At 44.2% G+C, this 26,240-nt stretch carries 27 protein-coding genes; 12 read left to right on the top strand and 15 right to left on the bottom strand.

Annotation, left to right across the window (positions count from 1 at the left end; translation table 11 throughout):
- Positions 1–73 precede the first annotated feature (73 nt).
- The 4 genes from nadD to BQ7394_RS16230 are packed head-to-tail and all read right to left on the bottom strand — an operon-like array spanning position 74 to position 2,262.
- Positions 74–661, bottom strand: a complete 588-nt coding sequence (gene nadD, locus BQ7394_RS16240) for a nicotinate (nicotinamide) nucleotide adenylyltransferase (protein WP_075558381.1) — start codon at positions 659–661, stop codon at positions 74–76.
- Positions 646–822 carry a hypothetical protein gene (locus BQ7394_RS26010; protein WP_167369476.1) on the bottom strand — a complete coding sequence of 59 codons (177 nt, stop codon included), beginning with the start codon at positions 820–822 and terminating at the stop codon, positions 646–648. Before BQ7394_RS26010 ends, nadD begins: the two co-directional genes overlap by 16 nt.
- Complete coding sequence (gene gmk, locus BQ7394_RS16235) at positions 819–1,388, bottom strand: guanylate kinase (RefSeq protein WP_075558380.1); 570 nt, start codon at positions 1,386–1,388, stop codon at positions 819–821. Before gmk ends, BQ7394_RS26010 begins: the two co-directional genes overlap by 4 nt.
- A 1-nt stretch (position 1,389) precedes the next feature.
- Positions 1,390–2,262, bottom strand: a complete 873-nt coding sequence (locus BQ7394_RS16230) for a YicC/YloC family endoribonuclease (protein ID WP_075558379.1) — start codon at positions 2,260–2,262, stop codon at positions 1,390–1,392.
- Positions 2,263–2,473: 211 nt separating this feature from the next.
- Between BQ7394_RS16230 and tsaB the strand changes: the two genes are divergently transcribed.
- Entirely contained in the window at positions 2,474–3,169 is a 696-nt protein-coding gene (gene tsaB, locus BQ7394_RS16225) for a tRNA (adenosine(37)-N6)-threonylcarbamoyltransferase complex dimerization subunit type 1 TsaB (protein WP_075558378.1), read from the top strand.
- A gap of 105 nt (positions 3,170–3,274) precedes the next feature.
- Here tsaB and BQ7394_RS16220 read toward each other — a convergent pair whose 3' ends face one another.
- Genes BQ7394_RS16220 through BQ7394_RS16210 form a run of 3 tightly spaced genes read right to left on the bottom strand, consistent with a single transcriptional unit; the run spans position 3,275 to position 6,216 of the window.
- On the bottom strand, positions 3,275–4,375 hold the full coding sequence (locus tag BQ7394_RS16220) for a hypothetical protein (RefSeq protein ID WP_075558377.1): 1,101 nt from the start codon (positions 4,373–4,375) through the stop codon (positions 3,275–3,277).
- 28 nt (positions 4,376–4,403) lie between these two features.
- Entirely contained in the window at positions 4,404–5,081 is a 678-nt protein-coding gene (locus BQ7394_RS16215; protein WP_075558376.1) for a hypothetical protein, read from the bottom strand.
- A gap of 22 nt (positions 5,082–5,103) precedes the next feature.
- On the bottom strand, positions 5,104–6,216 hold the full coding sequence (locus tag BQ7394_RS16210; protein WP_075558375.1) for an SPFH domain-containing protein: 1,113 nt from the start codon (positions 6,214–6,216) through the stop codon (positions 5,104–5,106).
- A 457-nt stretch (positions 6,217–6,673) separates the two neighbouring features.
- Here BQ7394_RS16210 and BQ7394_RS16205 point away from each other — a divergent pair, with 457 nt between their 5' ends.
- The 3 genes from BQ7394_RS16205 (at position 6,674) to BQ7394_RS26480 (ending at position 9,495) form a co-directional block, all read left to right on the top strand.
- The gene (locus BQ7394_RS16205; protein ID WP_075558374.1) at positions 6,674–7,063 is read left to right on the top strand and encodes an HU family DNA-binding protein; all 390 of its coding nucleotides are present in this window, start codon (positions 6,674–6,676) and stop codon (positions 7,061–7,063) included.
- Entirely contained in the window at positions 7,060–9,141 is a 2,082-nt protein-coding gene (locus tag BQ7394_RS16200) for a BT4734/BF3469 family protein (RefSeq protein ID WP_075558373.1), read from the top strand. Before BQ7394_RS16205 ends, BQ7394_RS16200 begins: the two co-directional genes overlap by 4 nt.
- A gap of 222 nt (positions 9,142–9,363) precedes the next feature.
- Complete coding sequence (locus BQ7394_RS26480; protein WP_255419298.1) at positions 9,364–9,495, top strand: hypothetical protein; 132 nt, start codon at positions 9,364–9,366, stop codon at positions 9,493–9,495.
- Positions 9,496–9,603: 108 nt separating this feature from the next.
- Here BQ7394_RS26480 and BQ7394_RS16195 read toward each other — a convergent pair whose 3' ends face one another.
- The 6 genes from BQ7394_RS16195 to BQ7394_RS16170 form a co-directional block, all read right to left on the bottom strand.
- On the bottom strand, positions 9,604–10,764 hold the full coding sequence (locus tag BQ7394_RS16195; protein WP_075558372.1) for a sodium ion-translocating decarboxylase subunit beta: 1,161 nt from the start codon (positions 10,762–10,764) through the stop codon (positions 9,604–9,606).
- 4 nt (positions 10,765–10,768) lie between these two features.
- Positions 10,769–11,200, bottom strand: a complete 432-nt coding sequence (locus BQ7394_RS16190) for a biotin/lipoyl-containing protein (RefSeq protein ID WP_075558371.1) — start codon at positions 11,198–11,200, stop codon at positions 10,769–10,771.
- Positions 11,201–11,222: 22 nt separating this feature from the next.
- Positions 11,223–12,107, bottom strand: coding sequence for an OadG family transporter subunit (locus BQ7394_RS16185; protein ID WP_075560077.1), 885 nt, complete (start codon positions 12,105–12,107; stop codon positions 11,223–11,225).
- A 21-nt stretch (positions 12,108–12,128) separates the two neighbouring features.
- Complete coding sequence (locus BQ7394_RS16180) at positions 12,129–13,682, bottom strand: acyl-CoA carboxylase subunit beta (protein WP_075558370.1); 1,554 nt, start codon at positions 13,680–13,682, stop codon at positions 12,129–12,131.
- Between the two features lie 38 nt (positions 13,683–13,720).
- On the bottom strand, positions 13,721–14,131 hold the full coding sequence (mce, locus tag BQ7394_RS16175; RefSeq protein WP_075558369.1) for a methylmalonyl-CoA epimerase: 411 nt from the start codon (positions 14,129–14,131) through the stop codon (positions 13,721–13,723).
- 190 nt (positions 14,132–14,321) lie between these two features.
- Positions 14,322–16,736, bottom strand: a complete 2,415-nt coding sequence (locus BQ7394_RS16170) for a TonB-dependent receptor (RefSeq protein ID WP_075558368.1) — start codon at positions 16,734–16,736, stop codon at positions 14,322–14,324.
- Between the two features lie 141 nt (positions 16,737–16,877).
- On the opposite strand from BQ7394_RS16170, the gene BQ7394_RS16165 reads away from it, so the two are divergent.
- The 6 genes from BQ7394_RS16165 (at position 16,878) to rpmA (ending at position 20,051) form a co-directional block, all read left to right on the top strand.
- Positions 16,878–17,432, top strand: a complete 555-nt coding sequence (locus tag BQ7394_RS16165; RefSeq protein WP_075558367.1) for a nitroreductase family protein — start codon at positions 16,878–16,880, stop codon at positions 17,430–17,432.
- On the top strand, positions 17,429–18,196 hold the full coding sequence (locus BQ7394_RS16160; RefSeq protein ID WP_075558366.1) for a Rossmann-like and DUF2520 domain-containing protein: 768 nt from the start codon (positions 17,429–17,431) through the stop codon (positions 18,194–18,196). The genes BQ7394_RS16165 and BQ7394_RS16160 overlap by 4 nt, the downstream gene beginning before the upstream one ends.
- Positions 18,189–18,710 (top strand): KdsC family phosphatase, encoded by a 522-nt coding sequence (locus tag BQ7394_RS16155; RefSeq protein WP_075558365.1) that lies wholly within the window; start codon positions 18,189–18,191, stop codon positions 18,708–18,710. The genes BQ7394_RS16160 and BQ7394_RS16155 overlap by 8 nt, the downstream gene beginning before the upstream one ends.
- Before the next feature lie 14 nt (positions 18,711–18,724).
- Positions 18,725–19,306: a Maf-like protein gene (locus BQ7394_RS16150; RefSeq protein ID WP_075560076.1), complete on the top strand. Its 582-nt coding sequence runs from the start codon at positions 18,725–18,727 to the stop codon at positions 19,304–19,306.
- Between the two features lie 138 nt (positions 19,307–19,444).
- Positions 19,445–19,762 carry a 50S ribosomal protein L21 gene (gene rplU / locus BQ7394_RS16145; protein WP_007657805.1) on the top strand — a complete coding sequence of 106 codons (318 nt, stop codon included), beginning with the start codon at positions 19,445–19,447 and terminating at the stop codon, positions 19,760–19,762.
- Positions 19,763–19,784: 22 nt separating this feature from the next.
- Entirely contained in the window at positions 19,785–20,051 is a 267-nt protein-coding gene (gene rpmA / locus BQ7394_RS16140) for a 50S ribosomal protein L27 (RefSeq protein WP_075558364.1), read from the top strand.
- A gap of 76 nt (positions 20,052–20,127) precedes the next feature.
- On the opposite strand, the gene BQ7394_RS16135 is transcribed toward rpmA, so the two are convergent.
- Positions 20,128–21,351: a sensor histidine kinase gene (locus BQ7394_RS16135; RefSeq protein ID WP_075558363.1), complete on the bottom strand. Its 1,224-nt coding sequence runs from the start codon at positions 21,349–21,351 to the stop codon at positions 20,128–20,130.
- Positions 21,348–22,700: a sigma-54-dependent transcriptional regulator gene (locus BQ7394_RS16130; protein WP_075558362.1), complete on the bottom strand. Its 1,353-nt coding sequence runs from the start codon at positions 22,698–22,700 to the stop codon at positions 21,348–21,350. Before BQ7394_RS16130 ends, BQ7394_RS16135 begins: the two co-directional genes overlap by 4 nt.
- Positions 22,701–22,913: 213 nt before the next feature.
- On the opposite strand from BQ7394_RS16130, the gene BQ7394_RS16125 reads away from it, so the two are divergent.
- Positions 22,914–23,612, top strand: a complete 699-nt coding sequence (locus BQ7394_RS16125) for an ABC transporter ATP-binding protein (protein WP_075558361.1) — start codon at positions 22,914–22,916, stop codon at positions 23,610–23,612.
- Between the two features lie 13 nt (positions 23,613–23,625).
- The gene (locus tag BQ7394_RS16120) at positions 23,626–26,007 is read left to right on the top strand and encodes an ABC transporter permease (RefSeq protein ID WP_075558360.1); all 2,382 of its coding nucleotides are present in this window, start codon (positions 23,626–23,628) and stop codon (positions 26,005–26,007) included.
- Positions 26,008–26,240 lie beyond the last annotated feature (233 nt).

Genomic DNA, 26,240 nt, shown 5'->3' with positions numbered 1-26,240 from the left:
TTTTGTATAATACGGCGCAAAAGTACAAAACTTTTCTCACTTATCGGTCAAAAGTGAGTCGTAGTTTACTTAATTATATATTTGAAAGGCACTTATGATTACGTATCGCTTCTGGAAGGAAAAAACGTACGTCTTTGCCGTCTTTTAAAGATTGCCGAATAAAAGTAGATGAGACTTCCATCAATGGTGCTTCTACTGCACGAATATCCGGAAAGTTTGCCGGTAGAATGATTTCATATCCTTTACGGGGATAGATCAGAATCGGATAGCTGGATATGAGTACATCGGATTCTTTCCAGCGTTTTATGAAAGCCCAGTTGTCGGCTCCCATGATAAAATGGAACTGACGGTCAGGATAGGTACGGTCGAGAGCCCGGAGCGTGTCGATCGTATAGGTCGGCAGGGGAAGAGAAAACTCAAAATCGCTGGCGCGGAATTTCGGATAACCGGCGATAGCTGCTTCGACTAATTCATAACGAAGCTGGTCGTCCATTAATTCTTCGCGGTCTTTCAGAGGATTGTGTGGAGTGATAAGAAACCAGAGTTCATCCAGTCCGGCAAATTCACACAACCAGTTGGCTAATGCCAGATGGCCGATGTGAACCGGATTGAACGAGCCGGAAAAGATTCCGGTTTTTAGTTTCTTTATTGTCGTTTCCACTTTATGAAATTAAATGCCTGTGCACCGAATACCAATCCGGTGGCTAAGGCTATAATATATTCTTTATAAATAAGGGCGGCAATACAAGTACCCAGCGCAGCAAGAGCAGTCAGGGCAAATATGTATCCCCATTTACGTGGTAGCTTACCGTTGGTACTCATGGCTTCGTCAGAAAGTTTTTGATTACTTCAAAGGCTTCTTTCTGTGCCGTTTCCAGATCATCGTTCACAATGCAAACATCGAAGTGGGGGATGAATCCCAGCTCAAACTCCGCTTTGGCGATACGGCTGTCGATCACTTCCGGTGTATCTGTTCCACGACCTTCCAGGCGTTCACGCAGGTGATCGATACTGGGAGGCTGAATGAAAACCGATAAAGCACGGTCGCCATAGAACTTCTTGATATTACAACCGCCTACTACATCGACGTCGAATATCACGTTATTACCTTCGTTCAGGATGCGTTCCACTTCGCTTTTCAGTGTTCCGTAATATTTGTCGGTATATACTTCCTCGTATTCCAGAAAATCACCGGCTGCGATATGGCTGCGAAATTCGTCGGGAGTCAGGAAATAGTATTCCACACCGTTCTTTTCTGTTCCGCGAGGAGCACGGCTTGTTGCCGAAATGGAAAAATGCAGGTTCAGGTTCTGCTTTAGCAGATAGTTGATAATGGTTGATTTACCTGAGCCTGACGGGGCAGAGAATATAATTAGTTTACCAGCCATTTTATAAAACGTTTAATACCTGTTCTTTGATCTGTTCCAGTTCGTCTTTCATCTGAACGACGATCTTTTGCATTTCTGCATGGTTGCTTTTCGAACCGAGTGTGTTGATCTCGCGTCCCATTTCCTGGGCGATGAAACCGAGCTTTTTACCCTGTCCATGTCCGTCTTTCATTGTGCTGATGAAATATTTCAGGTGGTTGTCGAGACGGTTCTTTTCTTCGTTTACATCCAGTTTCTCTATATAATAGATCATTTCCTGTTCAAAACGATTCTTATCGTAATCCTGGTTGGCAATCTTTTCGAGGTTGTCCATGATGCGCGTTTTGATCTTTTCGATACGTTCGCCTTCGTATTCTTCCACTTCGGTGAGCAGACGGGCAATGTTACCGATCTTCTCTTCAAACAGTTTCTGCAGCATGGCTCCTTCCTGGATACGGAAGTCGCAAAGATGCTTGATGGCCTCTTTTACTGCTGTGAAAACCACTTCCCATTCGCTTTCGTCTACCTCAACGATTTCCGACTTGATAACATCCGGCATTTTCAATAATGTCTGGAACCAGTCTGTAGGAAGTGCGATATTCAGTTTGTCAGCGATGTCTTTGATCTGGCTGTAATAGCTCTCAAAAGCTGTGAGGTTAATCTGAGTAGGAGTATCTTTTCCTATATATTCAATGTAAATGCTGAAATCGACCTTACCCCGTTCGAGCGACTGAAGCAGCTGGCTACGGATTTGCATTTCTTTATCTTTGTAGATAGACGGAATGCGGGTTGATAAATCCAGTTGCTTGCTGTTGAGCGCTTTTATTTCTACGGTTACCTTTTTTGAAGGAAGTTCGGCTGTAACCTTACCGAATCCAGTCATTGATTGTATCATTGTTCTAAAAATTTGTGCAAAGATAGCTTATTCAGTTGATAGTTGACAGTTGACAGTTGACAATTATTTGGTTCTATGTATAAAAAGTTCGTTATTTTCTCATTCGTGTAAAGACGATTTAGTACTTTTGCGACCAATTAATCCGGTTGATAACCGGCAGTGTCCAATTAAAAAATACCTGTCAACTATCAACCGTCAACTGTCAACTGTTATGTCTTGTATTTTAAATATTGATACTTCAACATTGGTCTGTTCCCTGGCCCTATCGGCAGACGGAGAGGTGCTTTTTGAAAAGACCTCTTTCGACGGACCTTCGCATGCCGCCTTACTGGGCGTATTTGTAGAAGAAGCCCTTGCTGTATTGAAAGCAAAAGCATTGACGCTGGATGCTGTGGCCGTCAGCAGTGGCCCCGGTTCTTATACCGGCCTGCGTATCGGCGTTTCCGTAGCGAAAGGGTTATGTTTCGGTTTTGGCATTCCGCTGATCGGTATCCATACGCTCGATATTCTGGCCGCTACCGCTATCCGTCAACAACCGCTGGCTGACGGCGGGCTGTATTGCGCCATGCTCGATGCACGCCGTATGGAAGTGTATGCCACCCTCTATGATGCCGGCCTGAATACTATACGTGCAACATCGGCCGATGTCGTGGATGAGCAGACTTATGCCGCTTACCTGGAAAAAGGAACTGTCTGTTTCTTTGGCAACGGTGCCGCAAAGTGCCGCGAAGTGATCGCTTCGTCGAATGCCATTTTTATCGATGGTATTCATCCCCTGGCTGTCAATATGATTCCCCTGGCGGAAAAGGCTTTTGCTGCCGGGCAGTTTGAAGATGTCGCCTATTTCGAACCGTTCTACCTGAAAGAATTCCAGGCTACGATCGCGAAGAATAAGGTGTTGGGATAACGGCGGCTCGAAAGCAGTCGTTCCTGTCTTTGCTATAAATAAAAAACTGCTTATCGGGCATTTAAGCGAACCCGATAAGCAGTTGTGTCGGAATAATATTCTTTGTTATACACCCAGCCTGGCCGCACTTGTCTGGCGGGCGGCCTTCGATTCCTGCAGATGGGTTTGAATCTGGTTATCCATTGTTTTGTTTACTATGAATTTGCCGATGAACCAGAGGACGAGGAATACAATGCCGGATGTGATGTCGATGAGGTACATTAACACAAAGCACAGTAACCAAAGCCATTTGACGATTTTCTTGATCTTTTCTTTTCCATTGACAAAATCTACTTCGTCCTGATCTATCGGATAGTTGTAAGAGGTACGCTGTCCGGTTCCGTCCATCATAAAATTATACCGCTGGTTGTTGTAAGTGTAGTACACAAACCAGAACGGAGCCAGGATGTATTCTCCTTTCGTGGCCAGGTTGAAACTGGAAGACGCGCGGAAGTTACGTATTTCCTGATCGCCGATTTGGTTGAGTGCAGCATCCTGTGCCGTGTCGTCTACCAAATCTTTCCCGTGTTTCTGCCATACTATATTGGTGTCGGCATTACGGGGGATAGTTATCATGCGTTCATCTTCATCGTTCAGCATATCACCGTCAAACTGTTTTGACATCATCACGTCGTAGGGGAACTGATAGGTGAAATTCCGGAGTTCTACCGGTAAGTCTTCACTGTCTTCATTGGCAAGGCATAAAAATGCAAAATTGCCTGCTGCATTACCGTTTTGCGGACGCCATTTCTTTACGGTCTTTGTCGAAATAGTCTTGCCGCTGTCTGTCCAGTTTCTCGAAATATCTACTTTCTGGTCTTCGTAAGACGATTCGCAACTCCATGAAGATTGGTAAGTACCTTCAAAAAGATACATCGGCAAATAAGCACGGAACACATTGTCGGTGTTGATGGATTCGAAGATGTTCTTGGGAACGAAATCCTGATTGATCAGGGTATCCACCAAACATTTTTCGAAGTTACTTTCCTGTGTAGTGAACGGGATGATGCGTTCAGGGCGAATTTCTTCTTTAGCGGTCGCCAACGGGTTCTTCATCACGGTGCCGCAACGGGGACATGTTGCTGTCGACTTAAAAGCACTGAATGAAGTGAGCGTCTGATTACATGCCGGGCACTTCACGATCTGCAATTGCATAGTTTCTGCCATAATATCAAATATTAAATGAGTTAATAAGTTAATGAGAATATTTTAATATTGTTTTTCTTTCTTCGATCAGGCCTGCCAGCTGTCTGGCTAATGATGTGGATTCTTCAACATTACTTTCCGTTATGGATTGTCGCAGGGAAGCGATCGCCTGTTCTATCTCGATGTCGATCTTTTCAGACTCCTGGGTCTGCCGCGAAGAGCTGGCTTCCAGTTTGTCGGAGCAATCGGCGATCAGTCTTTTCAGTTCCGGTTTGTCTGTTTTCGCCATCAGCCTTTTCAGGCTCATCCTCATCGACTGGTAAGCATCTATATCCTGCTTGCGTTTTTCAAGCGATTGCGCAGTTGCCTGATTCGCCCAGGCATTTCCTAAAATGAGGACTACGAAAATCAGCCAGAGAGCGGTCTGTACCACCAGCGACCAAACAGGTGATTCCATCCGGTAGATAATGAAAACCACACCGGCTATCAATTCCAGGATGAAATACGTTATGGCCTGTCCGTAGAGGACGGAAGACAGGTAGTAAGAAGCATCCCCCTTCGTTTTCAATACGGGCAGGAAGAGTATGGTGAAATACGCCACATGGATATACGCATACGAAACCCATACGGAAGTCGGATTGTCTGTGCCGCACAGTAGAAAAAACAACGTGTTGAAGACCACCAGGAACACCAATGTAAAAACAATACGGATTAATGTTGTTTTCATAAATATGATTAGATATAGGGTATTACAATCTGCTTAATATCTCTTCTACTTTCTGGTCGTAGACAGCTTGAGGTATCAATCCGGCATCCAGCATTTGCTTCATTTTTTGCAACGACTCCATCGGATCGGGCTGTGCCGGTGCCTGTGCGGGTTGCTGAACCTGGTTGCCGGGAAATACGGATTGGGTGATATTGGCAAACGTTCCACCGGCCGCCATGCCCATTCCTAGGCCGGCACCTGCGCTGGCTATACCGCCGGCTCCCGGATTTTCTGCAATCGTCTGAAGCATATCCATCCCCTTGATGGTGGCGTAGGCATTCCCCATCGTGTGGAGTTCTTCCACTTTGCTATGTGCGCCGATGATACGGGCTTGTGCTTCGCCTTGTGCACTCATGCGTTGCAGGCGGACAGCTTGCTCGTACATCTGGCGCTGTTCTTCATCCAGTTCGAGACTGATAGTGAAATCGACCAGCATGATACCGTAAGCTTCCAATAACTTCTGAATGTCCGGCAGGCTGAGTTGTGCTATCTCCTTTTTCTTTTTCGAGCACTCCATCGAATTGATGCCGTTCTTCTCCAATACCGAAGAAATGATGTCTGCAATTTCCTGGTAAACACGTTCGAACAGCTTCTCTTTCAAATGATCTGTCGTGTAGCTGCTGTTGTCTCGTAACACCTTCTTAACAAAAGTTTCCGTGTCGATAACGCGTATGACATAAATACCGCCACCTCTCAACTGGGCACCGGCACCCAACAAAGGGCATGTGTATCCGATGGGATCTATGGTACCCCAGGGAATTTCAAATTCTTCGACGGAAACGAAATAAACCCGGCAAGGGAAATAGCTCTTTCCGCCCGACAATGCTTCACGGAAAGACCGTATCACTGCAATGTTCTGTGTCTTCAATTCGCATTCCGTCCCACTGGGAAAGACCGCCCATTCGCTGGCACCGTTTTCAAAAATGGCCTCTTCTCCTTTGCGGACAAGTATTTTTGAATGGGTGTTGAAGTCGCTACTGGGATGTCGCCAGGCGATAAGTCCGCGTCCCGTATTGTTGCCCTCATTTTGAATTACATCAACGAACGAATGCCCGCCGGAAGGCGATGGTACTGTTGGTCTGCTAAAAAGTCCCATTTTTATTTTCAATTTAGTGGTTCTATACTCCTTTTATTTTTACTAAAGTAGTTTTCTCATTTCTGACAAATATACATAGATTTTATAAAAAATAACTATCATACTATCACTTTTTATTATAAATATAAGATTATTATCTATTTATAGCGTGATAGTATGTGAAATAAACTATCACTATCTATCACCATACTATCACTCTTTTATTTGCAGGAACGCCCGGTTTTTAGTTCTTTCTATATGAAAAATGCAATAAGAAAAAATGAAATAAACTATTGAAAAACATTGTTTATATGCGATACTTTTCTTATATTTGTAAGGAGATAAAGTTGCCGCCATCCGGGTCTCGAGGGTATTTACACCCGGATGTAAGCATCGTTCAGATCCGGGTGTAAAATGGGCTAAAATGCCCGTCTTGGTGAAGTTTACTAGTATTATTATTAATAAAAACTCCTTATTTATGGCACATTTCTATGTAGTCCGAGCAAAAACGGATAAGACAGGTCCGGTAGAAAAGAAGCTGTTTTATGGTGTTCCGGTTAGTACGGGACGAGTTACAACCGAAAAGTTGGCTGAAGTGATAGCCGACCGTTGTTCATTGACGCGCGGAGATGTGCTGGTAACCGTCTGCGAGCTGAGCGATGTGATTAAGGAATGCCTTAAAGACGGATATTCCGTAGAACTCAAGGATATGGGTGACTTATATCTTTCGGCTGCCAGTGAAGGATATGAGGACAAAAAGGATTGCACTCCCCATCGGGTGAAAGCGAAACGCGTTTGTTTCAGGATGAGTCCGCGCCTGCGTAAAGAAATGAAGTTTTTTAAATTTGAAAGATACCCGTTCGAATGAAAGTTACACAATACCGTTATAAGAAAGAGCAACTAATGGTGCAGATCCGTAACCTGGAAGCGGTTGTAGATATGTTGCGTTCCGACAGTCTGGCGGAACAGATTGCTGCAGTACGTAACAGGATCTGTTTTACATTGCCTGGATATCTTAATGAATGGACTGGAAAAATGCCGGTTATTGTTTGGGGCGCCACTTATCGAAAAGAAGAGGGGCAGGTTCGGATAAAGACCTATACGGGATGTATTGTTTTGGAAGTGAACGGTTTGTCGGATATGGCAGAGGCTGCTCGTGTGCGCGAAGAAGCTTCCGCTATGCCGCAGACGTTGTTGGCTTTTATCGGGTTGAGCGGCAAGTCGGTGAAGATAATCGTGCCGTTTACCTTGCCGGACGGAAAGTTACCCCGCTCGGAAGAGAAGGCGAAATTATTTCATGCGGCAGCTTACCAGTTGGCTGTCAGGTATTACCAGCCTCAGTTGAGCAGTATGGTCACGTTGAAGGAGCCGGTGCTTTCGCGGGGTACCCGGGTCAGTTATGATGCCGGGTTGTATTATAATCCGGATGCGATGGCAATCCGGATAGAGCAACCTTTGCAGATGCCTTCCGAGGGTGAACTGCGTATCGTGCAGGATGCTCCGGTCGATCCGGTCGACCGCTTGTTGCCGGGGTTGGAGCGTAACTCGCAGGTTGCTACGCTTTTCAGTGTGGCGTTGGTTGAGGTTGTCCGTAAATTTGCCGCTATCGGCGGTAACGATCTTCAGGCATTATTTACGGAGATGGCGCAAAACTGTTGCCGTCTGGGAATACCGGAGGAAGAAGCGGTAGGATGGATGCTTCGGTATGATTTGCTGAAACCTCAGAAGGTGCTGATACGCAGTGTATTCCGTTCGGTTTATTTGCTGAAGAAGGTCGGGGAAGGCAAATTGCCTTTGCCGGAATGTTTTTCGCTGGTGATGCAGTTGGAAGAGTTTATGTCGAGGCGTTATTATTTCCGTTTGAACGAGATGAACGGGGAGGTGGAATATCTGGATCGATCGGTTATCCAGTTTGTTTATCATCCTTATACACAGAAGGTTCGTAATACTATCTGCCTGGAGGCGCAGAAAGAGGGGCTGAATGTGTGGGATAAGGATATCGACCGGTATGTGCATTCCGACCAAATCCCGTCGTATCATCCGATCGAGTCGTTCCTGGCTAACCTTCCGGCCTGGGATGGCAAACCGCATATCCGGGTGTTGGCAGATCGGGTACCTAACAGTAATCCGCTGTGGCAGGATTGTTTTTACCGTTGGTTCCTGAGTATGGTTGCCCATTGGATGCAGATGGATAAGGATCACGGGAACAGTACGACGCCTTTGTTGGTGGGTGACCAGGGATGCGGAAAGTCAACTTTTTGCCTGAACTTATTACCGCCGGCACTCCGTCCTTTTTATACGGACAGTATCGATTTCGGCAATAAGAAGGAGGCGGAACTGGCTTTGCACCGCTATGCGTTGATCAATATCGACGAGTTCGATTCGGTGAAGGCTTCACACCAGAGTTTTCTGAAGCATGTGTTGCAGAAGGCGGTGGTCAATGCCCGCTTGCCTTATCAGAGTTCGACGCGCAGCCTTCGTCGTTATGCGACTTTTATCGCTACCAGTAATAATTTTGATTTACTGACCGATCCGACCGGAAGTCGCCGTTTTGTCTGTGTAGAGATCGAAGGCCTGATCGATTATATTCAGCCGATCGATTACGGACAGCTTTACGCCGAAGCGAAAGAAATGTTGCGCCGTGGCGAGCGTTTCTGGTTCACGCACGAGGAGGAAGCGGCAATCGTGGAGAACAACCAGCGTTTCCAGCAAGTCCCGGCCGAAGAGCAATTGTTCCTTCGTTATTTCACGATCCCGGAAGATACGGAGGGTTTGAAACCGCTGCTCGCTACCGAAATACTGGATATTATAGCCGAAAAACACCCCGGTTTTATCATCACAAAAACGATGATACTCAACTTCGGCAAACTTTTGAAGCGAAATAACGTACCGAATAAGCGGACGAATAGAGGGACTTGTTATTATGTAAAAGAAATAAATGGTTGAATATCATTATGTTTATGAAGTCTGATATGATCGTATGATAGATGTTATGATGGTTTAAATGAATAACTATCATAAGGTTAATAGCTTTATAATCATTGTTTTATGTTTGATTAATGATAGTATGATGGTTGTTTTGTGAAAAAAGAATTATGGTAGCTGATTTTAAACCAAATCATTGCATTTGCTGTTTTATGCTCATAATAGAAACAGAATGGCATAAATATGAAAAAGAAAAATGTTTGGTTGGTCATTGGGGTAGTAGTGGCAATTGTTCTCCTGATGGTATGGTTATTCGTCGGAACAACAGTGGAAGAAGTAGCTGATCCGGTAGTGAGTCCGATGGTGGTTGAATAAATATGTAAGAATTGTCGTTAATACAAGGATGGCATGTAAAATGGAGTTTAATGTCCATTTACACATGCCATCTTTTATTTCTGGGATATTCAGAATATCCTTCAAATCTTATCCTAAGAATCCTAACAGGATACCGGCAGCTACAGCAGAACCGATCACACCTGCTACGTTCGGACCCATAGCGTGCATCAACAGATAGTTGGTCGGGTCATATTCCAAACCTACGATCTGAGAGATACGTGCAGAGTCAGGAACGGCGGATACACCGGCGTTACCGATAAGCGGATTGATCTTGTTACCTTGTTTCAGGAACAGGTTGAAGAACTTAACGAACAATACACCGGCACATGTTGCGATTACGAATGACAATGCACCAAGGCCGAAGATCTTAACAGAGTTCAAGGTCAGGAACTGAGTTGCTTGTGTAGAAGCACCTACCGTGATACCTAACAGGATTGTGATTGTATCGATCAGCGGACCGCGGGCAGTTTCTGCCAGACGACGTGTCACACCACTTTCTTTCAACAGGTTACCGAAGAATAGCATACCCAACAGAGGCAAACCGGAAGGAACCAGGAAGCAAGTCAGCAACAGACCGATAATCGGGAAGATGATCTTTTCCGTAGAAGAAACGGCTCTCGGCGGTTTCATACGGATCAGACGTTCTTTCTTTGTGGTAAGCAGACGCATGAATGGCGGCTGGATAATAGGTACCAATGCCATATACGAATAGGCTGACACCGCAATAGCACCCATGAGGTTTGGAGCCAGTTTTGAAGACAGGAAGATAGCCGTAGGACCGTCAGCACCACCGATAATACCGATAGCACCAGCCTGGTTCGGTTCGAATCCCATCTGAAGAGCAATAATGTAAGCACCAAAGATTCCGAACTGGGCAGCAGCACCGATCAACATCAACTTTGGATTGGATATCAAAGCGGAGAAGTCGGTCATGGCCCCGATACCGAGGAAGATCAATGGTGGATACCATCCGGAGGTTACCCCTTGATAGAGGATGTTCAGTACAGACCCTTGTTCATAAATACCTACCTGTAATCCTGCATCTTTGAAAGGAATATTACCGATCAGGATACCGAATCCGATAGGAATCAGAAGCATAGGTTCAAACTCGTATTTTATCGCAAGGAATATAAAGAGCAAACCTACCAAAATCATGACGATATGGCCCGGAGTTGCATTATATACCCCTGTGTAGGTGAGGAACAACTGTAGGTTGTCACCCAGGAATGACATAAAACTCTCTTGCATATTCTTATCCGATTACGACGAGATCGGCACCTTCCAGTACAGAATCTCCTTTGTGTACTTTAATTTCAATAATCTTACCATCGCGGTCTGCGTTGATGTTGTTTTCCATCTTCATGGCCTCAAGGATAAGAAGAGTTTGTCCTCTTTTTACAGTGTCGCCTACATTACATTTGATCTGCAGGATAACACCGGGCAGCGGAGTTTTAACAGCTCCCTGTGTGGTAGAGGCAGCCGGGCGTGTGATAACCGATTCTCCTGAAGGGGTTGTCGGAGCCTGAGCCGGACGTTTCAGAGTAACCATTTGTTTTTTTGCCGGTTTCTCCATCTTTACATTATAGGGTGTACCGTTTACTTCTACTTCAGCGATATCGTCGACCACTGAATTGATGTGTACTTTATATACGTTACCGTTGATGGTATATTTAAAACTTTTCATTCTTGTTTGTTTTTAGAGATAATCACTTTCTGGGAGTTTCACGTAAGCTATAGATCTTTGAACTCCATGGAGAATATGCACGACGAACTTTACGGATCGTAAGTACTGTATGTTCGATGTCATGGTTGTCATCGCTCATTTCATACAGAGCCGTGGCGATAGCTGCAAAGACTTCTCCTGAAACCTCGTCAGGTGCGCTGGCACTGACTGGAGCTCCGGCTTTCTCTGCATTTCGTTTGCTGGCGGCAATCGCAGCTTTACCGACCTGTTTGAAGATAAGGTAAAGAAGGAGCAGTCCCAGGAATACAACAGCCATGGCTGTAATCGTCATACCGATACCTAAAGAGTCATTGTTTTTGAAGTTTTCGATCTTTTCATTCGAGTCGAGTGTCAGGTTGTTTGTGCTGGGAGTTACTTTTGTAAGCTGTGCCCATTCTTCCTGACCGTCTATTACTCTACCATAGCTCACATCCGGTCTTTGTGCAGCCGGAACCGTGATTTCGTCGATCAGTGTTCTACCATCCGCATCGTATAAAGCGATATAGTTTTCTTTCGACGGGTCTAGTGTGAAATTAACATGGAAAGTTCCGCGATCCGGCTCTCCGTCAGCCCAAAATAATGTGTGCTGATGAGGAGGAATCTGAGTTAATACATCACCCTTCGGGATCGGATATTTTTTTGGGTTGTTTTTGTCGTCTGTCAAATAACAACCGGCAATGTTTACCGTTCCGGCAGAAGTATTGAATAATTCTATCCAGGCGTGACGTTTGCCGTAGTCGTCAACGAAGTTGTCTTCGTTGATAACCAACACTTCATTTATTCGCATGGAGGTTGCACGCTGTGCTTTTGCTCCGAATGAAACGAGCAAAACGAACAACAGCAATACTCCAATTCTTTTGTTAATCATATTCATTTCCTGTTTTAAGAATTATAGAGGCAGATTGTCATGTTTCTTAGCAGGATTGCTTAACTTCTTAGTCTGCAATTGTTGTAATGCGCGAATAATACGGAAACGAGTGTTACGCGGTTCGATCACATCGTCGATATAACCGTACTGAGCAGCATTGTATGGGTTTGCAAATGCTTTCTTGTATTCTGCTTCTTTTTCAGCAGTTGCTTTTGCCGGATCTTCCGATGCAGCAACTTCTTTTGCGAAGATAACTTCTACTGCACCGCTCGGGCCCATTACTGCGATTTCTGCAGTCGGCCATGCGTAGTTCATATCGCCACGCAGGTGTTTAGAACTCATCACGCAGTAAGCTCCACCATAAGATTTACGCAGGGTAACTGTGATTTTAGGTACAGTTGCTTCACCGTAAGCATAAAGCAATTTAGCTCCGTGAAGGATTACACCATTGTATTCCTGTCCTGTTCCCGGAAGGAATCCCGGAACGTCAACCAATGTTACCAGAGGAATGTTGAATGCGTCGCAGAAACGAACGAAACGACCTGCTTTACGTGATGCATTGCTGTCGAGACATCCGGCCATAACTTTTGGCTGGTTGGCTACGATACCAACTGTCTGTCCGTTGAAACGAGCGAAACCAACGATAATATTTTTGGCATAATCGGCATGTACTTCAAGGAATTCGCCGTTGTCGATAATTGTTCCGATCACTTCATACATATCGTATGACTGGTTGGTGTTATCCGGAATAATATCATTTAATACATCATCCAAGCGATCGATAGGATCGTTACATTCGATCAGCGGTGTTTCTTCCAGGTTATTCTGCGGAAGGAAGCCGATCAATTTGCGGATCAGTTGCAGACCATCTTCTTCTGTGTCGACAGCGAAATGAGCAACACCCGATTTGGTCGTGTGTACGCTTGCGCCACCCAGTTGTTCCTGGGTTACGTCTTCTCCGGTAACAGTTTTTACAACTTTCGGACCAGTCAGGAACATGTAGCTTGTTCCGCGTGTCATGATGTTGAAGTCTGTCAGTGCAGGAGAATAAACGGCACCACCGGCACATGGGCCAAAGATACCGGAAATCTGTGGAACAACACCTGAGGCCAGAATGTTACGCTGGAAAATTTCGGCATAACCGGCCAAAGCGTTGACACCTTCCTGGATACGTGCTCCACCTGAATCGTTCAGACCGATGACAGGGGCACCCATCTTCATGGCCTGATCCATTACTTTACAGATCTTCATAGCTAATGACTCTGACAAAGCACCGCCGAATACTGTGAAATCTTGTGCATAGACGTAAACAAGGCGGCCGTCGATCGTACCATAACCTGTTACAACGCCATCACCCAGGAATTTTGTTTTTTCGATACCGAAGTTGGTACAACGGTGTTGAACGAACATATCGAACTCCTCGAAACTACCTTCGTCAAGTAACATGGCGATACGTTCGCGTGCTGTGTACTTGCCTTTTTTGTGCTGAGACTCGATTCTTTTTTCTCCACCACCGAGACGGGCTTGTTCGCGAAGAGCGATAAGCTCTTTTACTTTTTCAAGTTGGTTACTCATTGTATTTCTGATTTGTTGTTAGAAATGAAGTGTTTTTGTTATTTGTTACCCGGCATGCAAAGTTCTGTCAGAACGCTGCAAGTTGATTTCGGGTGAAGGAAAGCGATGTTCAAACCTTCTGCACCACCACGGGGAGCTTTGTCGATCAGCTTAACGCCTTTTTCTTCAGCTTCATTTAAAGCAGCCTGTACATCGGGTACAGCAAATGCGATATGATGAATGCCTTCGCCTTTCTTTTCGATGAATTTAGCGATAGTGCTGTCTTCGCTGGTCGGTTCCAGTAATTCAATTTTGGTCTGGCCTACTTTAAAGAAAGCAGTTTTCACTTTCTGGTCAGCTACTTCTTCGATGTTGTAGCATTTCATGCCTAAAATTTCTTCGTAATACGGCAGACATGCTTCGATGCTTTTCACTGCAATGCCCAGGTGCTCAATATGTGTAATTTCCATGTCAATAATAATTTAAAAATTTATAATGCTTTTTGTTTTGCAGGCAAAGGTACATTCTTTTTTGAAGAATCAAGAAAAATTTCATCAATTATTAAAGGTAATAATGTGTCATTTTGCCAATAATTAAAAGAGCCAATGAAAGGGGGTATCTTTTATTGGCTCTTTGCTCTGTTATATGATTAGTATATTCTTAGAAATCAACTATCAGACGGGCATTAAGCTGTCGGCCTGTCAGGTAGTTCGGTACGGCGAACTGCTGGTTGTCTATATTGGTGATCCAGTAGTATGAGCTTACATTTTTTATGTCAAACAAGTTGAATACGTCGACTCCTACCCAGATATTTTTCAAGTGGCGGAAAAAGCCCCGGTCCATGATTGCGTCCGACTCCCCGGCAAGCTGATAAGAGAACCCCAGGTCGACACGTTTGTATGCCGGAGTACGGAAGACGCTTTTTACATCCTCGTATTTCGTCCGGGGGGCAATGAAGGGCAGACCACCGGAAAGAACGCCTTTCAGGTTTAGCTTTACACGTTTGTATCCCGGGAAATAATCCTGAAAGAAAAGTGAAACATTGTATCCCTGGCTATTAGGCATCGGAACGGTTACCTGGTCGCGTATCGTTTGTTCGGCCTTCATTAGCGAAAAACTGATCCATGAGTCGGTGCCGGGTACGAATTCGCCGAAGAATTTTACATCGATACCCATTGCATGTCCTTTGGCGCAGTTCTCTCCGTAATAACGGATCTTGACGTTGTCGACAGTATAAGGGATGAGGTCGTCCAGTTTTTTGTAATATAGGTCGGCACTTACCTTAAAGTTCCGGTCTGCCGCACGGAATGTATAATCTCCTCCCACAATGAAATGGATGGAACGTTGCGATTTGATATCTTTATTCAGTGCAATAATATCGTTTCCCGCTTCATCCCGTACAGTGGTACGTAGTTCTTTATAAAACGGTGATTGATAGTAAATACCGCTCGCTGCCCGGAATGTGAGATTTTGGTCGAAGTTCGGAATGAATCCGAGAGATACACGCGGGCTGATGATAAATTCCTTGTTGTAGCTCCAATAGCTTCCGCGAAGGCCGCCTACCAGTGTAAACATTCCTTGTTTTGTACGGAACTTAAAAGCATCCTGCACATAAGCGGATAGTCGTGTGCTGGACAGGTCATTATCGGAATAAAGGTTGGAGATAACGTTTACGCCCGTTCCCGTTTGTGGAAGCGAATAGCCTGCCGAGTCGCGTTTTTCCCATTCGCTGATACGGTCGTTGATTTTTTCCATCTGTACGGTTGCTCCCCATTTGATCGTGTTATTCTTAATGCGCGCACTACCATAATGTCCGGCATTCATGATGGTTGAGTTCAACCGGTTGCGTGCATGTTCATGATAACGGGCGACGGAGAGTGGAACTTGTTCTTGCTCATTTTCTTCCGCAGCATCTCCCAGCCAGTATTCGCCGGTGATGTCGTATGTCTCTATTTCCTTGCTGGTGAAGGCAGAAGCCTGGATACCCAGTTCGGTATTTTCGTTTGGATTGTGTTTTAATGTCAATGCCCCGAATAAGGTCTGAAACTTATCACTTTCGCGACTGTTAGGGAAAGCAACTTCGAATCTTTTAGCATTTTCAACTGTGCCGAAAGTTGTTTCGCGTTTATGCGGTGTGTATTTGAATGTGTTTGAAGCCAGGTTTCCCAGGAAGTTAACTTCCCATTTGGGAGCCAGTTGATAGGTCATGTATGACTGGAGGTCGACGAAGTCCGGCTGATATTCAGCATCTGTGTCCATCGTTTTCAGCAATGAACGGCCTGTTTTGTAGCGAACACCTGTAACCTGTGTGAATTTGCCGATCGAACTGCCCACATAGGCATTCGCTCCCAGCAGGCTGGCAGATGCCGAACCTTCGAATATTTTTGGTTTTTTATATTTGATGTCGAGTACCGAACTCATTTTATCTCCATAGCGGGCTTCGAATCCCCCGGCTGCAAAATTGACCGACTCGGTCATGTCGGGGTTGATAAAACTCAATCCTTCCTGTTGCCCGGAACGTATCAATAAGGGGCGGAATACCTCCAGCCCGTTCACATAAACGATATTTTCATCGTAGCTACCACCACGAACCGAATATTGTGAACTTAATTCATTGCTGGATGAAACACCTGCGAAAGTGACAACCAGGCTTTCGATACTACCACCGGCCGGGTCGGGTAGGAGCTTAACCCGATTAGCGTCGAGTGTTTCAAGGGTTGTCGTCTGTTTGCGGATGGCAGTTGCAACCACTTCTCCCAGGTCAATACTGGTATAGTTCATTTGTACATTCAGGCGCATGTCCTGCTGCACGCTTGGTAAAATACGTTCGGCTTTATTATATCCCAGACACGAGAAAATGACGGAAACGGAATCTCCGGGAGACGTTGTGAGCGAATAATATCCCTTTTCGTTGGTCATCGCTCCGTTCAGGGTGTTTTTTATCTGGACAAGAACCAATTCAAGCGGACTGCCATCGGCGTCACGAACATATCCTGTGATTTTAACATGCTTTTGTCCAAAAGCACTGATAGAAAATAATATAAATAGCAGTGCAGCTATCGCACGAATCTTCATAATTAATAATGTTATAGCTTTACTAACGCGAAAAATAAAGGAAGCGTATATTCAGCATGTAAAAAATCTTTATCTTTGCCCTATGGGGAATGCGTTCCCAACATAAAGAATTTAATTAACAGCTACAAAAATAAGATAAAAATGGACAGCTTTGCAACTCTTATCAAGAATAGAAGAAGTACACGTAAGTTTACCGACCAGTTGCTTTCGCCCGAACAAGTGGAGATGATACTGAAAGCTGCATTGATGGCTCCGGCATCCAAGCGTAAAAATCCCTGGCAGTTCGTGGTTGTGGAAGACAAGGAGATGTTAAAAAAACTGTCTGCCTGTAAACCGGCGGGTTCGTCTTTCCTTGAAGGTTGTGCCTTGGCTGTTGTGGTGATGGCAAATGTGATGGAAAGTGATGTCTGGGTAGAAGATGCCTCGATTGCTTCCATTTACATGCAACTTCAGGCGGAAGATCTGGGGCTGGGAAGTTGTTGGTGCCAGATTCGTAACCGGCAGACAGAAGACGATACGGATGCGAATGTGTATGTCCGTAATCTTTTGGATGTCCCTTATCAGCTCGAAGTGTTATCGATTATCGGTTTCGGATATAAAGATCAGGAACGTAAACCGTTTGACGAAGCACATCTGCAATGGGAAAAAATACATCTCGGTACCTATAAGATGCCGGAAGAAAATAGTGAAGTATGAAAATAGTATTCATAGGTGCCGGTAATCTGGCGACTCGCCTGTCGTTAGCTATGCAACGGGTCGGTATGCAGATCGGACAGGTATATAGTCGTACTCAGGAGAATGCCCGACAGTTGGCTACTAAGCTGGGGTGTCCCTGGACTACAGACCTTTCAGCTTTGCAGCCGGATGCGGATATGTATGTTTTTTCACTGAAAGATACAGTTCTGGCTGAGGTGATCGCAAAGGTAAAGCCGAACAACGGTTTGTGGATACATACTGCCGGAAGTATGCCGATGAATATTTTTGAGGGACACGCTGCGCGTTATGGCGTACTCTATCCTTTACAGACATTCAGTAAGGGGCGGGAGGTCAGTTTCGATGTGATCCCGCTTTTTCTGGAAGCCAATACCCAAAAGGATGCCGACTATCTGAAGAATGTAGCCAGTGCGCTTTCGGAAAATGTCCGTTTTATGTCATCAGAAAAACGGCGTAGCTTACACCTGGCTGCTGTCTTTGCCTGCAATTTTACCAATCATATTTATGCATTGTCCTATAAGTTGCTTGAAGAAGAAGGAATCTCTGCCGATGTACTTTTGCCGCTGATAGATGAAACGGCTGCAAAGATACATCTCATGTCGCCGGCTGCCGCCCAAACCGGTCCGGCAATCCGGTACGACGAGAATGTGATAAATAAACATCTGGCTATGCTGAACGATCCCGATATGAAATCGATCTACCGGCTTTTGAGCCAGAGTATACATAAGGAGGCCCAAAATGAGTAGTATCAATTATGACCTGACAAAAATAAAAGCATTTGTGTTTGACGTAGACGGTGTCTTGTCGTGTGATGTGGTTTCACTCCATCCAAACGGCGATCCGATGCGTACGGTTAATATCAAAGACGGATATGCCTTGCAGTTGGCGGTGAAGAAAGGTTATCATGTCGGTATCATTACCGGAGGGTATACGGAGGCTGTGCAGATCCGATTCTCCCGGTTGGGTATTGTGCATATTTATATGCGGAGTGCCGTGAAGATACATGATTTTAACGACTTTCTTCAAAAGACCGGATTGAAGCCGGAAGAGGTAATGTATGCCGGTGACGATATTCCCGATTATGAAGTCATGCAACAGGTCGGTTTGCCTGTCGCTCCTGCCGACGCTGCTCCTGAAATCAAACAGATTGCAAAATACATCTCTTTGCGCAAAGGGGGCGAAGGTATTGCCCGCGATGTAATTGAACAGACAATGAAAGCACAAGGCCATTGGATGAGCGACGAAGCCTTCGGATGGTAATAACAATGAAATATATGTTGACTAACCTACTAAAATACCGTATTGTGCTGGGGTCGAACTCGCCCCGCCGAAAAGAATTATTGTCCGGGCTGGATCTCAACTTTGAGGTCGAAGTCATTCCCGGTATCGATGAGTCGTATCCCGAAACATTGACGGCTGAAGAGATCCCTTTGCATATTGCCCGTAAGAAAGCGGAAGCATATATGGGGAAAATGACTGATAACGAACTGCTGATCACGGCTGATACGATCGTTGCCACTTACGATCATATTTTGGGTAAACCTGCGAATCGTGAAGAGGCGATCGAAATGTTACGTTATTTGTCTGATCATGTGCATGAAGTTGTGACAGGCGTTTGCTTGACTACCAGGGAAAAGAGCATTTCTTTTTCTGTAGCTTCGGCTGTCAGCTTTGCGAAGCTGGAAGATGATGATATTATTTATTATGTAGACAAATACCGTCCGTTCGATAAGGCCGGCAGTTATGGCATACAGGAATGGATCGGTTATATAGGTGTAGAGGCTATTAATGGATCGTTTTATAATGTAATGGGGTTGCCGGTACAGCGGTTATATCAGGAATTGAAGAAATTTTGATTAAAAAATACCAGTAATCCTTGCATAATATATTCGGAAACAGTAATTTTGCGGTCTGAAATTCTGCAGAGGGTAAACAAGTGATACTTAATATGTATCCACCCCCGGGACATAACCTGTTTAAATATAAAAAGACAGATGTACGTAATCGTAGAAATTAACGGACAGCAGTTCAAAGCTGAAGAAGGAAAGAAATTATTCGTTCATCACATTCAGAACGCAGAAAGCGGAGCTGTTGTTGAGTTTGACAAAGTATTGTTGGTTGACAACAATGGTGAAGTTAAAGTAGGTGTTCCTACCGTAGAAGGCGCAAAGGTAGTATGTGAAGTACTGTCTCCGCTGGTAAAAGGTGATAAAGTGCTGATCTTCCACAAGAAGAGAAGAAAAGGTTATCGTAAACTGAACGGTCACCGTCAGCAGTTCACTGAAGTGAGTATTAAAGAAATTGTTGCTTAACGTTTAAAGGAGAAAAGAAGAAATGGCACATAAGAAAGGTGTGGGTAGTTCTAAGAACGGCCGTGAATCACAAAGTAAAAGATTAGGTGTTAAGCTTTTTGGTGGTGAAGTTGCTAAAGCTGGTAACATTTTAGTTCGCCAGAGAGGTACAGTTCATCATCCGGGTGAAAACGTTGGTATCGGTAAAGATCATACGTTGTACGCTTTGAAAGATGGTGTTGTTACTTTCCGTAGAAGTAAAGAAAACAGATCTTTCGTTTCTATCCAGGAAATCGTAGCAGAAGCATAATTCGCTTTACTCGAAAGAATAGGAAAAGCGGAATGTCCGAAAGGATGTTCCGCTTTTGTGTTTCATCGGGAGGAGGCTAATGTTTGTTTGGGGAGCTGAATAAAACGGTGAAAGCACTTCCTGCACCTTCCTGGCTTTGCACATGCAGCTTTCCGTTATGAAGTTTGACGATTTCCCGCGAAATACTCAGTCCGATGCCGTTTCCGTTTTTTTTAGAACTGAAGAATGGGATAAATATCTTGTCACGTATTGCATCGGATATACCGCATCCATTATCGGCAACGGTGATGTAAGGATGTCCTTCGTTATCACAGCCGGAAAAAAGATGGATTTCCGGATTCTCCTTTTCTTTTACGGCATAAGTCGCATTGGTGACAAAATTAATTATCACCTGTTCGATCAGATCCCTGTCCATATAGGCTGTCACGTCCGGATTATCTGTTTTAAGGGTGAATCCGATTCCTTTCTGCTGCAAAGACGGGTTCATCAGGGAATGAATAGCGTTTAACAGCTCGTAGAGGTTGTAGAATTTCATGTCAGGCACTATCTTCTGGCTTAGACTACGATATGTTTCGGCAAAACGTAGCAATCCGTCACTCCGCCGGTGAATGGTGTCTAACGCAAACTCCATATCTTCCACATCCGGTTCCGACAGTGGGGAAGAAGTCTCTTTCAGTGTATGTATCTTCCTTCTGAGCGTATCCGAAAGAGAAGAGACGGGTACGATAGAATTCATTATCTCATGGGTCATCACATTAAGTAATCCTTTCCATGCGCCCGATTCGACCTCTTCCATTGTGGCGCTTACGTTGTGGAAAGCTATCAGCTTATAGGTTTTTCCTCCTGTTTGAAAGACGGAAGCATTGGTCATTGTTTTGATGGTTTGTTTCCGGGCATGGATAGTCAGCAGGGTACTTTCGTTTACCGGAATATCGAGCAATTCATTGAACAAGCCTTCGTTCTGTTTTTTTAGCCAGTTGATATTCTTGATATGAGGAATGTTGAGCATCGTAGTAAAAGCGTCGTTCATCCATAACGTTTTATAGGTTTCTATATCGTAGGCGAGAATGCCGGTGTCGACCAGTTCCAACATTTCTTTCAGATAATGTTGCTGGGCCTCTTTTTCACGTGCCAGGTTCAGGAATGCATCCGTGATGGTCTGGAAGCGCGGATATTTTTTGGAAAAGTCTTTGTAAAGAATCGACTCGGCAAACTCGTCGATTTCCCGGTTTGTTTTTCTCCGTACATATATTATATATATAAGGAGCAGGACGATTAAGGTGGATAACAGGATGGTCATAGTCCGTATTTTTCTAACCGGCGGTATAAAGCTCCCCGGGTCAGTCCCAGTTCTTTGGCCGCCTGTGATATGTTTCCGTTATGTTTTTGGATCACCTGCTCGATAGCGGCTCTTTCCAGATCTTCCAGGTTGTGGGTAGGTATCGGCTGATTGTTCCCTTCCGGCTGTTCCATAGGAGAGAAGGTGATGTCCTCGGCTTTCAGAATATTGCTGTCTGACATGATAACACCTCTTTCAATGGTATATTGCAGTTCGCGTACGTTTCCCGGGTAATGATACAACATCAGTTTCTTTTTGGCTGAGTCGGATAAACGGAACTTTTGCTTGAAATACTTTTTCTCATACATCTCCAGGAAATGTTCTGCCAACAAGATAATATCTTCACCCCGCTCACGGAGAGGAGGTACCGTTATTTCTACCGTATTGATCCGGTAGATCAGGTCTTTACGAAAACGTGTCTCATTAGCCAGTTCCCGTAATGGTAGATTGGTGGCGGATAACAGACGGATATCCACCGGTGTCGGTGCATTGGCTCCCAGACGTGTTACCTCCCGGTTTTGTAATACGGTCAGCAGTTTGGCCTGTTGTTGTAAAGTGATATTACCTATTTCATCCAGAAAGAGTGTACCCTTGTCGGCTGCCTCGATCAATCCGGTTCGGTCTTCGCGTGCATCTGTAAAGGCTCCTTTTTTATGTCCGAAAAGCTCACTTTCGAAAAGAGTTTCTGTCAGGGAACCTACATCCACTTTTATATACGGGTAGTTCCGGCGCAGGGATAACTGATAGATATAACGGGCTACCAGATCCTTTCCCGTCCCGTTTTCTCCCAGTATTAGTATATTGGCATCGGTAGGTGCGATCTTTTGTAATTTATGAAACAATAGCTGCATACTTTCCGAAGCTCCTACAATCTTTACATCTGTCTTCTTTTCATTTATCTTTTCTTTGACATCGGCAGATGTCTGCTTGTGAAGCGTTTCCCTCAGGATATTTACCAGGTTTTCATTATGCCAGGGTTTGACGATAAAGTCGGCTGCCCCTTCTTTCAGGCTTTTGATAGCCAGATCGATATCAGCATAGGCGGTGATCATGATGACAGATTGAGCAGGTTTCCATTTCTTTATTTCCTTCAACCAGAAAATACCTTCATTGCCTGTGTTGATGGAACTTCTGAAATTCATATCCAACATAACAATGTCGATATCGTTGGTCATGATCAGCTTATGGATATTTTCAGGATTCGTTTCGGTCAATATCGTTTTTACTTCCATCTTCAGCAAGAAACGTACTGCGGTCAGAACGTCTTTATCATCATCAACAATCAGTATATTTGCCTGGTGTAAGTTCATAATAACTCTTTTTAGTAGATTGCAAATATATCAAGAATGAGGTGAATCCCAAAGTTGTTTCTGTTTTTTGTCCACAGACATACAGAAGGTGTCCGGTAATGGACACTTTGGAGACTTGTTTGTTGGATTAATGGTTTAATAAATAGGATGTTAAGGTTTTGGTACGCTGCTTGTTTTCGAATATAGGTAATATGCTGAATAACTTATAATACTATGATTAGAATAAATGATTTGAGAAAAGTATACCGGACGGATGAAGTAGAGACAATTGCGCTGGACAGTATGTCGCTCCATGTAAAGGAACATGAATTTGTTGCTATCATGGGGCCTTCGGGATGTGGTAAATCCACTTTATTGAATATCCTGGGATTGCTCGACGATCCGACTTCGGGTTCTTATCTTCTTAATGGTGTCGAAGTGACCGGCCTGAATGAAAATAAACGATGCGATTTGCGACGGGAGAATATAGGGTTTGTTTTCCAGAGTTTCAACCTGATCGAAGAACTTACCGTATTTGAGAATATTGAATTACCCCTGGAGAATTGCGGAATGAAGGCTTCTTTGCGGAAAATGAAAGTGGAGAAGGCTTTAAAAAGCGTTTTGCTTAATCACCGCCGTAACTATTTCCCGTCACAACTTTCCGGTGGACAACAGCAGCGGGTGGCAATTGCCCGCGCCATAGTCAATGACCCGAAACTGATCCTGGCGGATGAACCGACCGGCAATCTGGATAGCCGGAATGGTCTGGAAATCATGGATCTATTGACATCTCTCAACGATGCGGGTACTACCGTCGTTATGGTGACGCACAGCGAACATGACGCCCGTTACAGTCATCGTGTCGTTCACATGCTGGATGGAAAACCGGTTACGGAAAACTTCCTGAAAGAATTGGCTTACACTACAAACTAAAAAAGTAATACGAATGAATATAAGAAGATCTATCCGGATTATTTTCCGGAGCAAAACATATAGTTTTTTGAATATCATCGGGCTGGCAATCGGGATTACTTCGGCAGCGCTTATCTTCCTTTGGGTCGAGAGTAAAGTGAATTTTAATAAGGCTATTCCCAACTACCGGAATATGTATATCGGAGCTTATACCTATTATCCAACTACGGGAGATTGTGTCACTGTTTTTGAAACAAATAATTCGCTGGCGAAAACACTGGATGACGAGTTCCCGGAAGTGGAAAACAGTACGAGATACAATGACAAGACACTTATTTTTGTACCGGAAAATACAACGGATTCTTTTCAGGAAAAAGGAGCTTATGCCGATTCTACTCTCTTTAATATGATCGGTATGAAGTTTATTTATGGTGATGCATCCTATGTTTTTGAACCGCAATATTCGATCATTCTCAGTCGTTCGATGGCGCGGAAGATTTATGGAAAAGAAAACCCGATAGGGAAAGGCTTGATTAATGAAGGTACTATCTATCAGGTGACGGGTGTATTTGAAGATATGCCCGGTAATACTTCCTTCCAGTTTGAATGGGTAATACCTTTTCGTGTTCAGGCACAGGCGATGAAAAAAATATTGAATATAGACGAATGGGGTGTTTCCTGGTTAAAAACTTATGTAGAATTGAAACCGGGTGTGGATATAGACCTGTTGAATAAGAAAATGAATGTATTGGCTTCCCAAAAGGCCGGTCCTACTTATAAATCTATCCAAATGTTTTTCTATCCTCTCGATAAAATATTATTGTATGGTCAGTTTAAAAATGGGGTGGAAACCGGAGGCGGTTATATCAAGACTGTTTCTCTTTTCTTTCTGATCGGTGTACTGATTCTTTTGATTGCCTGCATTAATTTTATGAATCTTTCGACGGCGCGTTCTCAAAAGCGTGCATTGGAGGTTGGGGTACGGAAAACGTTCGGAACTAAACGTAAATACCTGATCCGGCAATTTCTGGCAGAGTCAGGCTTGATAACAGCAATAGCTCTTATCATTTCGATTGGGTTGATCTGGTTGACCCTTCCTTTATTCAATGGACTTATAGAGACTCAACTATCCTTTAGTCTTCTCAATCCGACGATTGTGATAGGCCTGGTGGCGATCGGTTTGTTCTGTACCTTCCTGGCCGGTAGCTATCCTGCCTTGTATTTATCTTCTTTCAATCCGTTGACTACACTGAAAATGCAGAAAGTGAGTAAAGGGGGGAGTGCGGCTTGGATACGTCAGGGGTTGGTTGTTTTTCAGTTTACGATGGCATTTATTCTGATCTGTACCACTTTTGTGATCTTTCTGCAGATACGATTGGCACAAAACCGTGATATCGGGATGGAAAAAGAGAATATGATTAGCTTTCCTGCCACAAAAGAATTATGTAATTCTTATTCCGCTGTGCAGAATGAATTGAAGAATACCGGTTTGGTACAGAGCTGCGGATTTGCAGATAGTCCGCTTCTAAAGGTAAGTTACACTACGAATCCCTGGGTTTGGAATGGGAAAGATCCGGATGAAGAAGTTTCAGTCTGTTTCACTTTTGTATCGGATGGATTGATCGATGCTGCCGGAATAAAACTGGTCGATGGGGTTGATATTGATCCCTCTAAGAAAGATAGTAAAGGCGGTACAGGAGTTTTGATCAATGAAGCTTTGGCTAAATTAATGGGACCGGAAGGGCGTGTAGGAGGGAAGATCGGCCAGTCGGAAGGTAACAAAAATGAGATTGTAGGTATCATGAAAGATTTTGTATTTGGAAATCTTTATGCACTGGAACCGGAGCCTGCTTTGTTTTTCTATAATCCTAAAAGAGCTAATTATTTATTTGTACGCCTGAAACCGGATGTCGATGCAGTAGAAGCAATAGTACGCATACAGACAGTATTACGTTCCTTTACACCGTATCATGCGTTTGAACCGACCTTTATGACTGAACGCTTCGATCGTATGTTTAGTGATGAACGCCTGATAGAGAAATTGTCGGCATTGTTTGCAGCTTTGGCTATTTTTATATCTTGTCTGGGACTGTTGGGATTGAGTGCTTTCTCTGCCGAGCAGCGAACCAAAGAGATCGGTGTACGTAAGGTATTAGGTGCTACTATAATCGATATTCTGTTTTTGTTAGGTAAAGCGTATACGGTACTTTTACTTATATCTTTTGCGGTAGGTATTCCGATCTCTTTATATGCAGCCAATCATTACCTGAAGGATTATGACTATCGGATTATGCTCGGTTGGGATATTTTTGCCGGAGTAGCCTTGTTTATCACGCTGATCGCTCTTCTGACGGTTAGTTTCCAGTCGCTGAGGGCGGCGGTTGCTAATCCGGTAAAATCAATAAAGACTGAGTGAGTGGAACAAATTGTCGATCACTGGGAAAAATGTTATCTTTGCATGGGTATCCTTTGTTATTAAAGGTTGTACGATAAAAAAAGCGATATGGACGACGATAAATATAATTTTAGCGATAACGCATCCGGTGATTTCAGTTTTTGTATGAAGTCCGACTGTGCCATGGCTGGTGAATGCTTGAGAGGGTTAGCTGCCCGAGCCTGACGTAGAATGTGTGTAGCTTACATCATCTG

This window comes from Parabacteroides timonensis, assembly GCF_900128505.1.
GTDB classification, from domain to species: Bacteria; Bacteroidota; Bacteroidia; order Bacteroidales; family Tannerellaceae; genus Parabacteroides; species Parabacteroides timonensis.
Note: the sequence above shows the minus strand (reverse complement) of the source record. Positions and strands in the feature narration are given on the sequence as shown.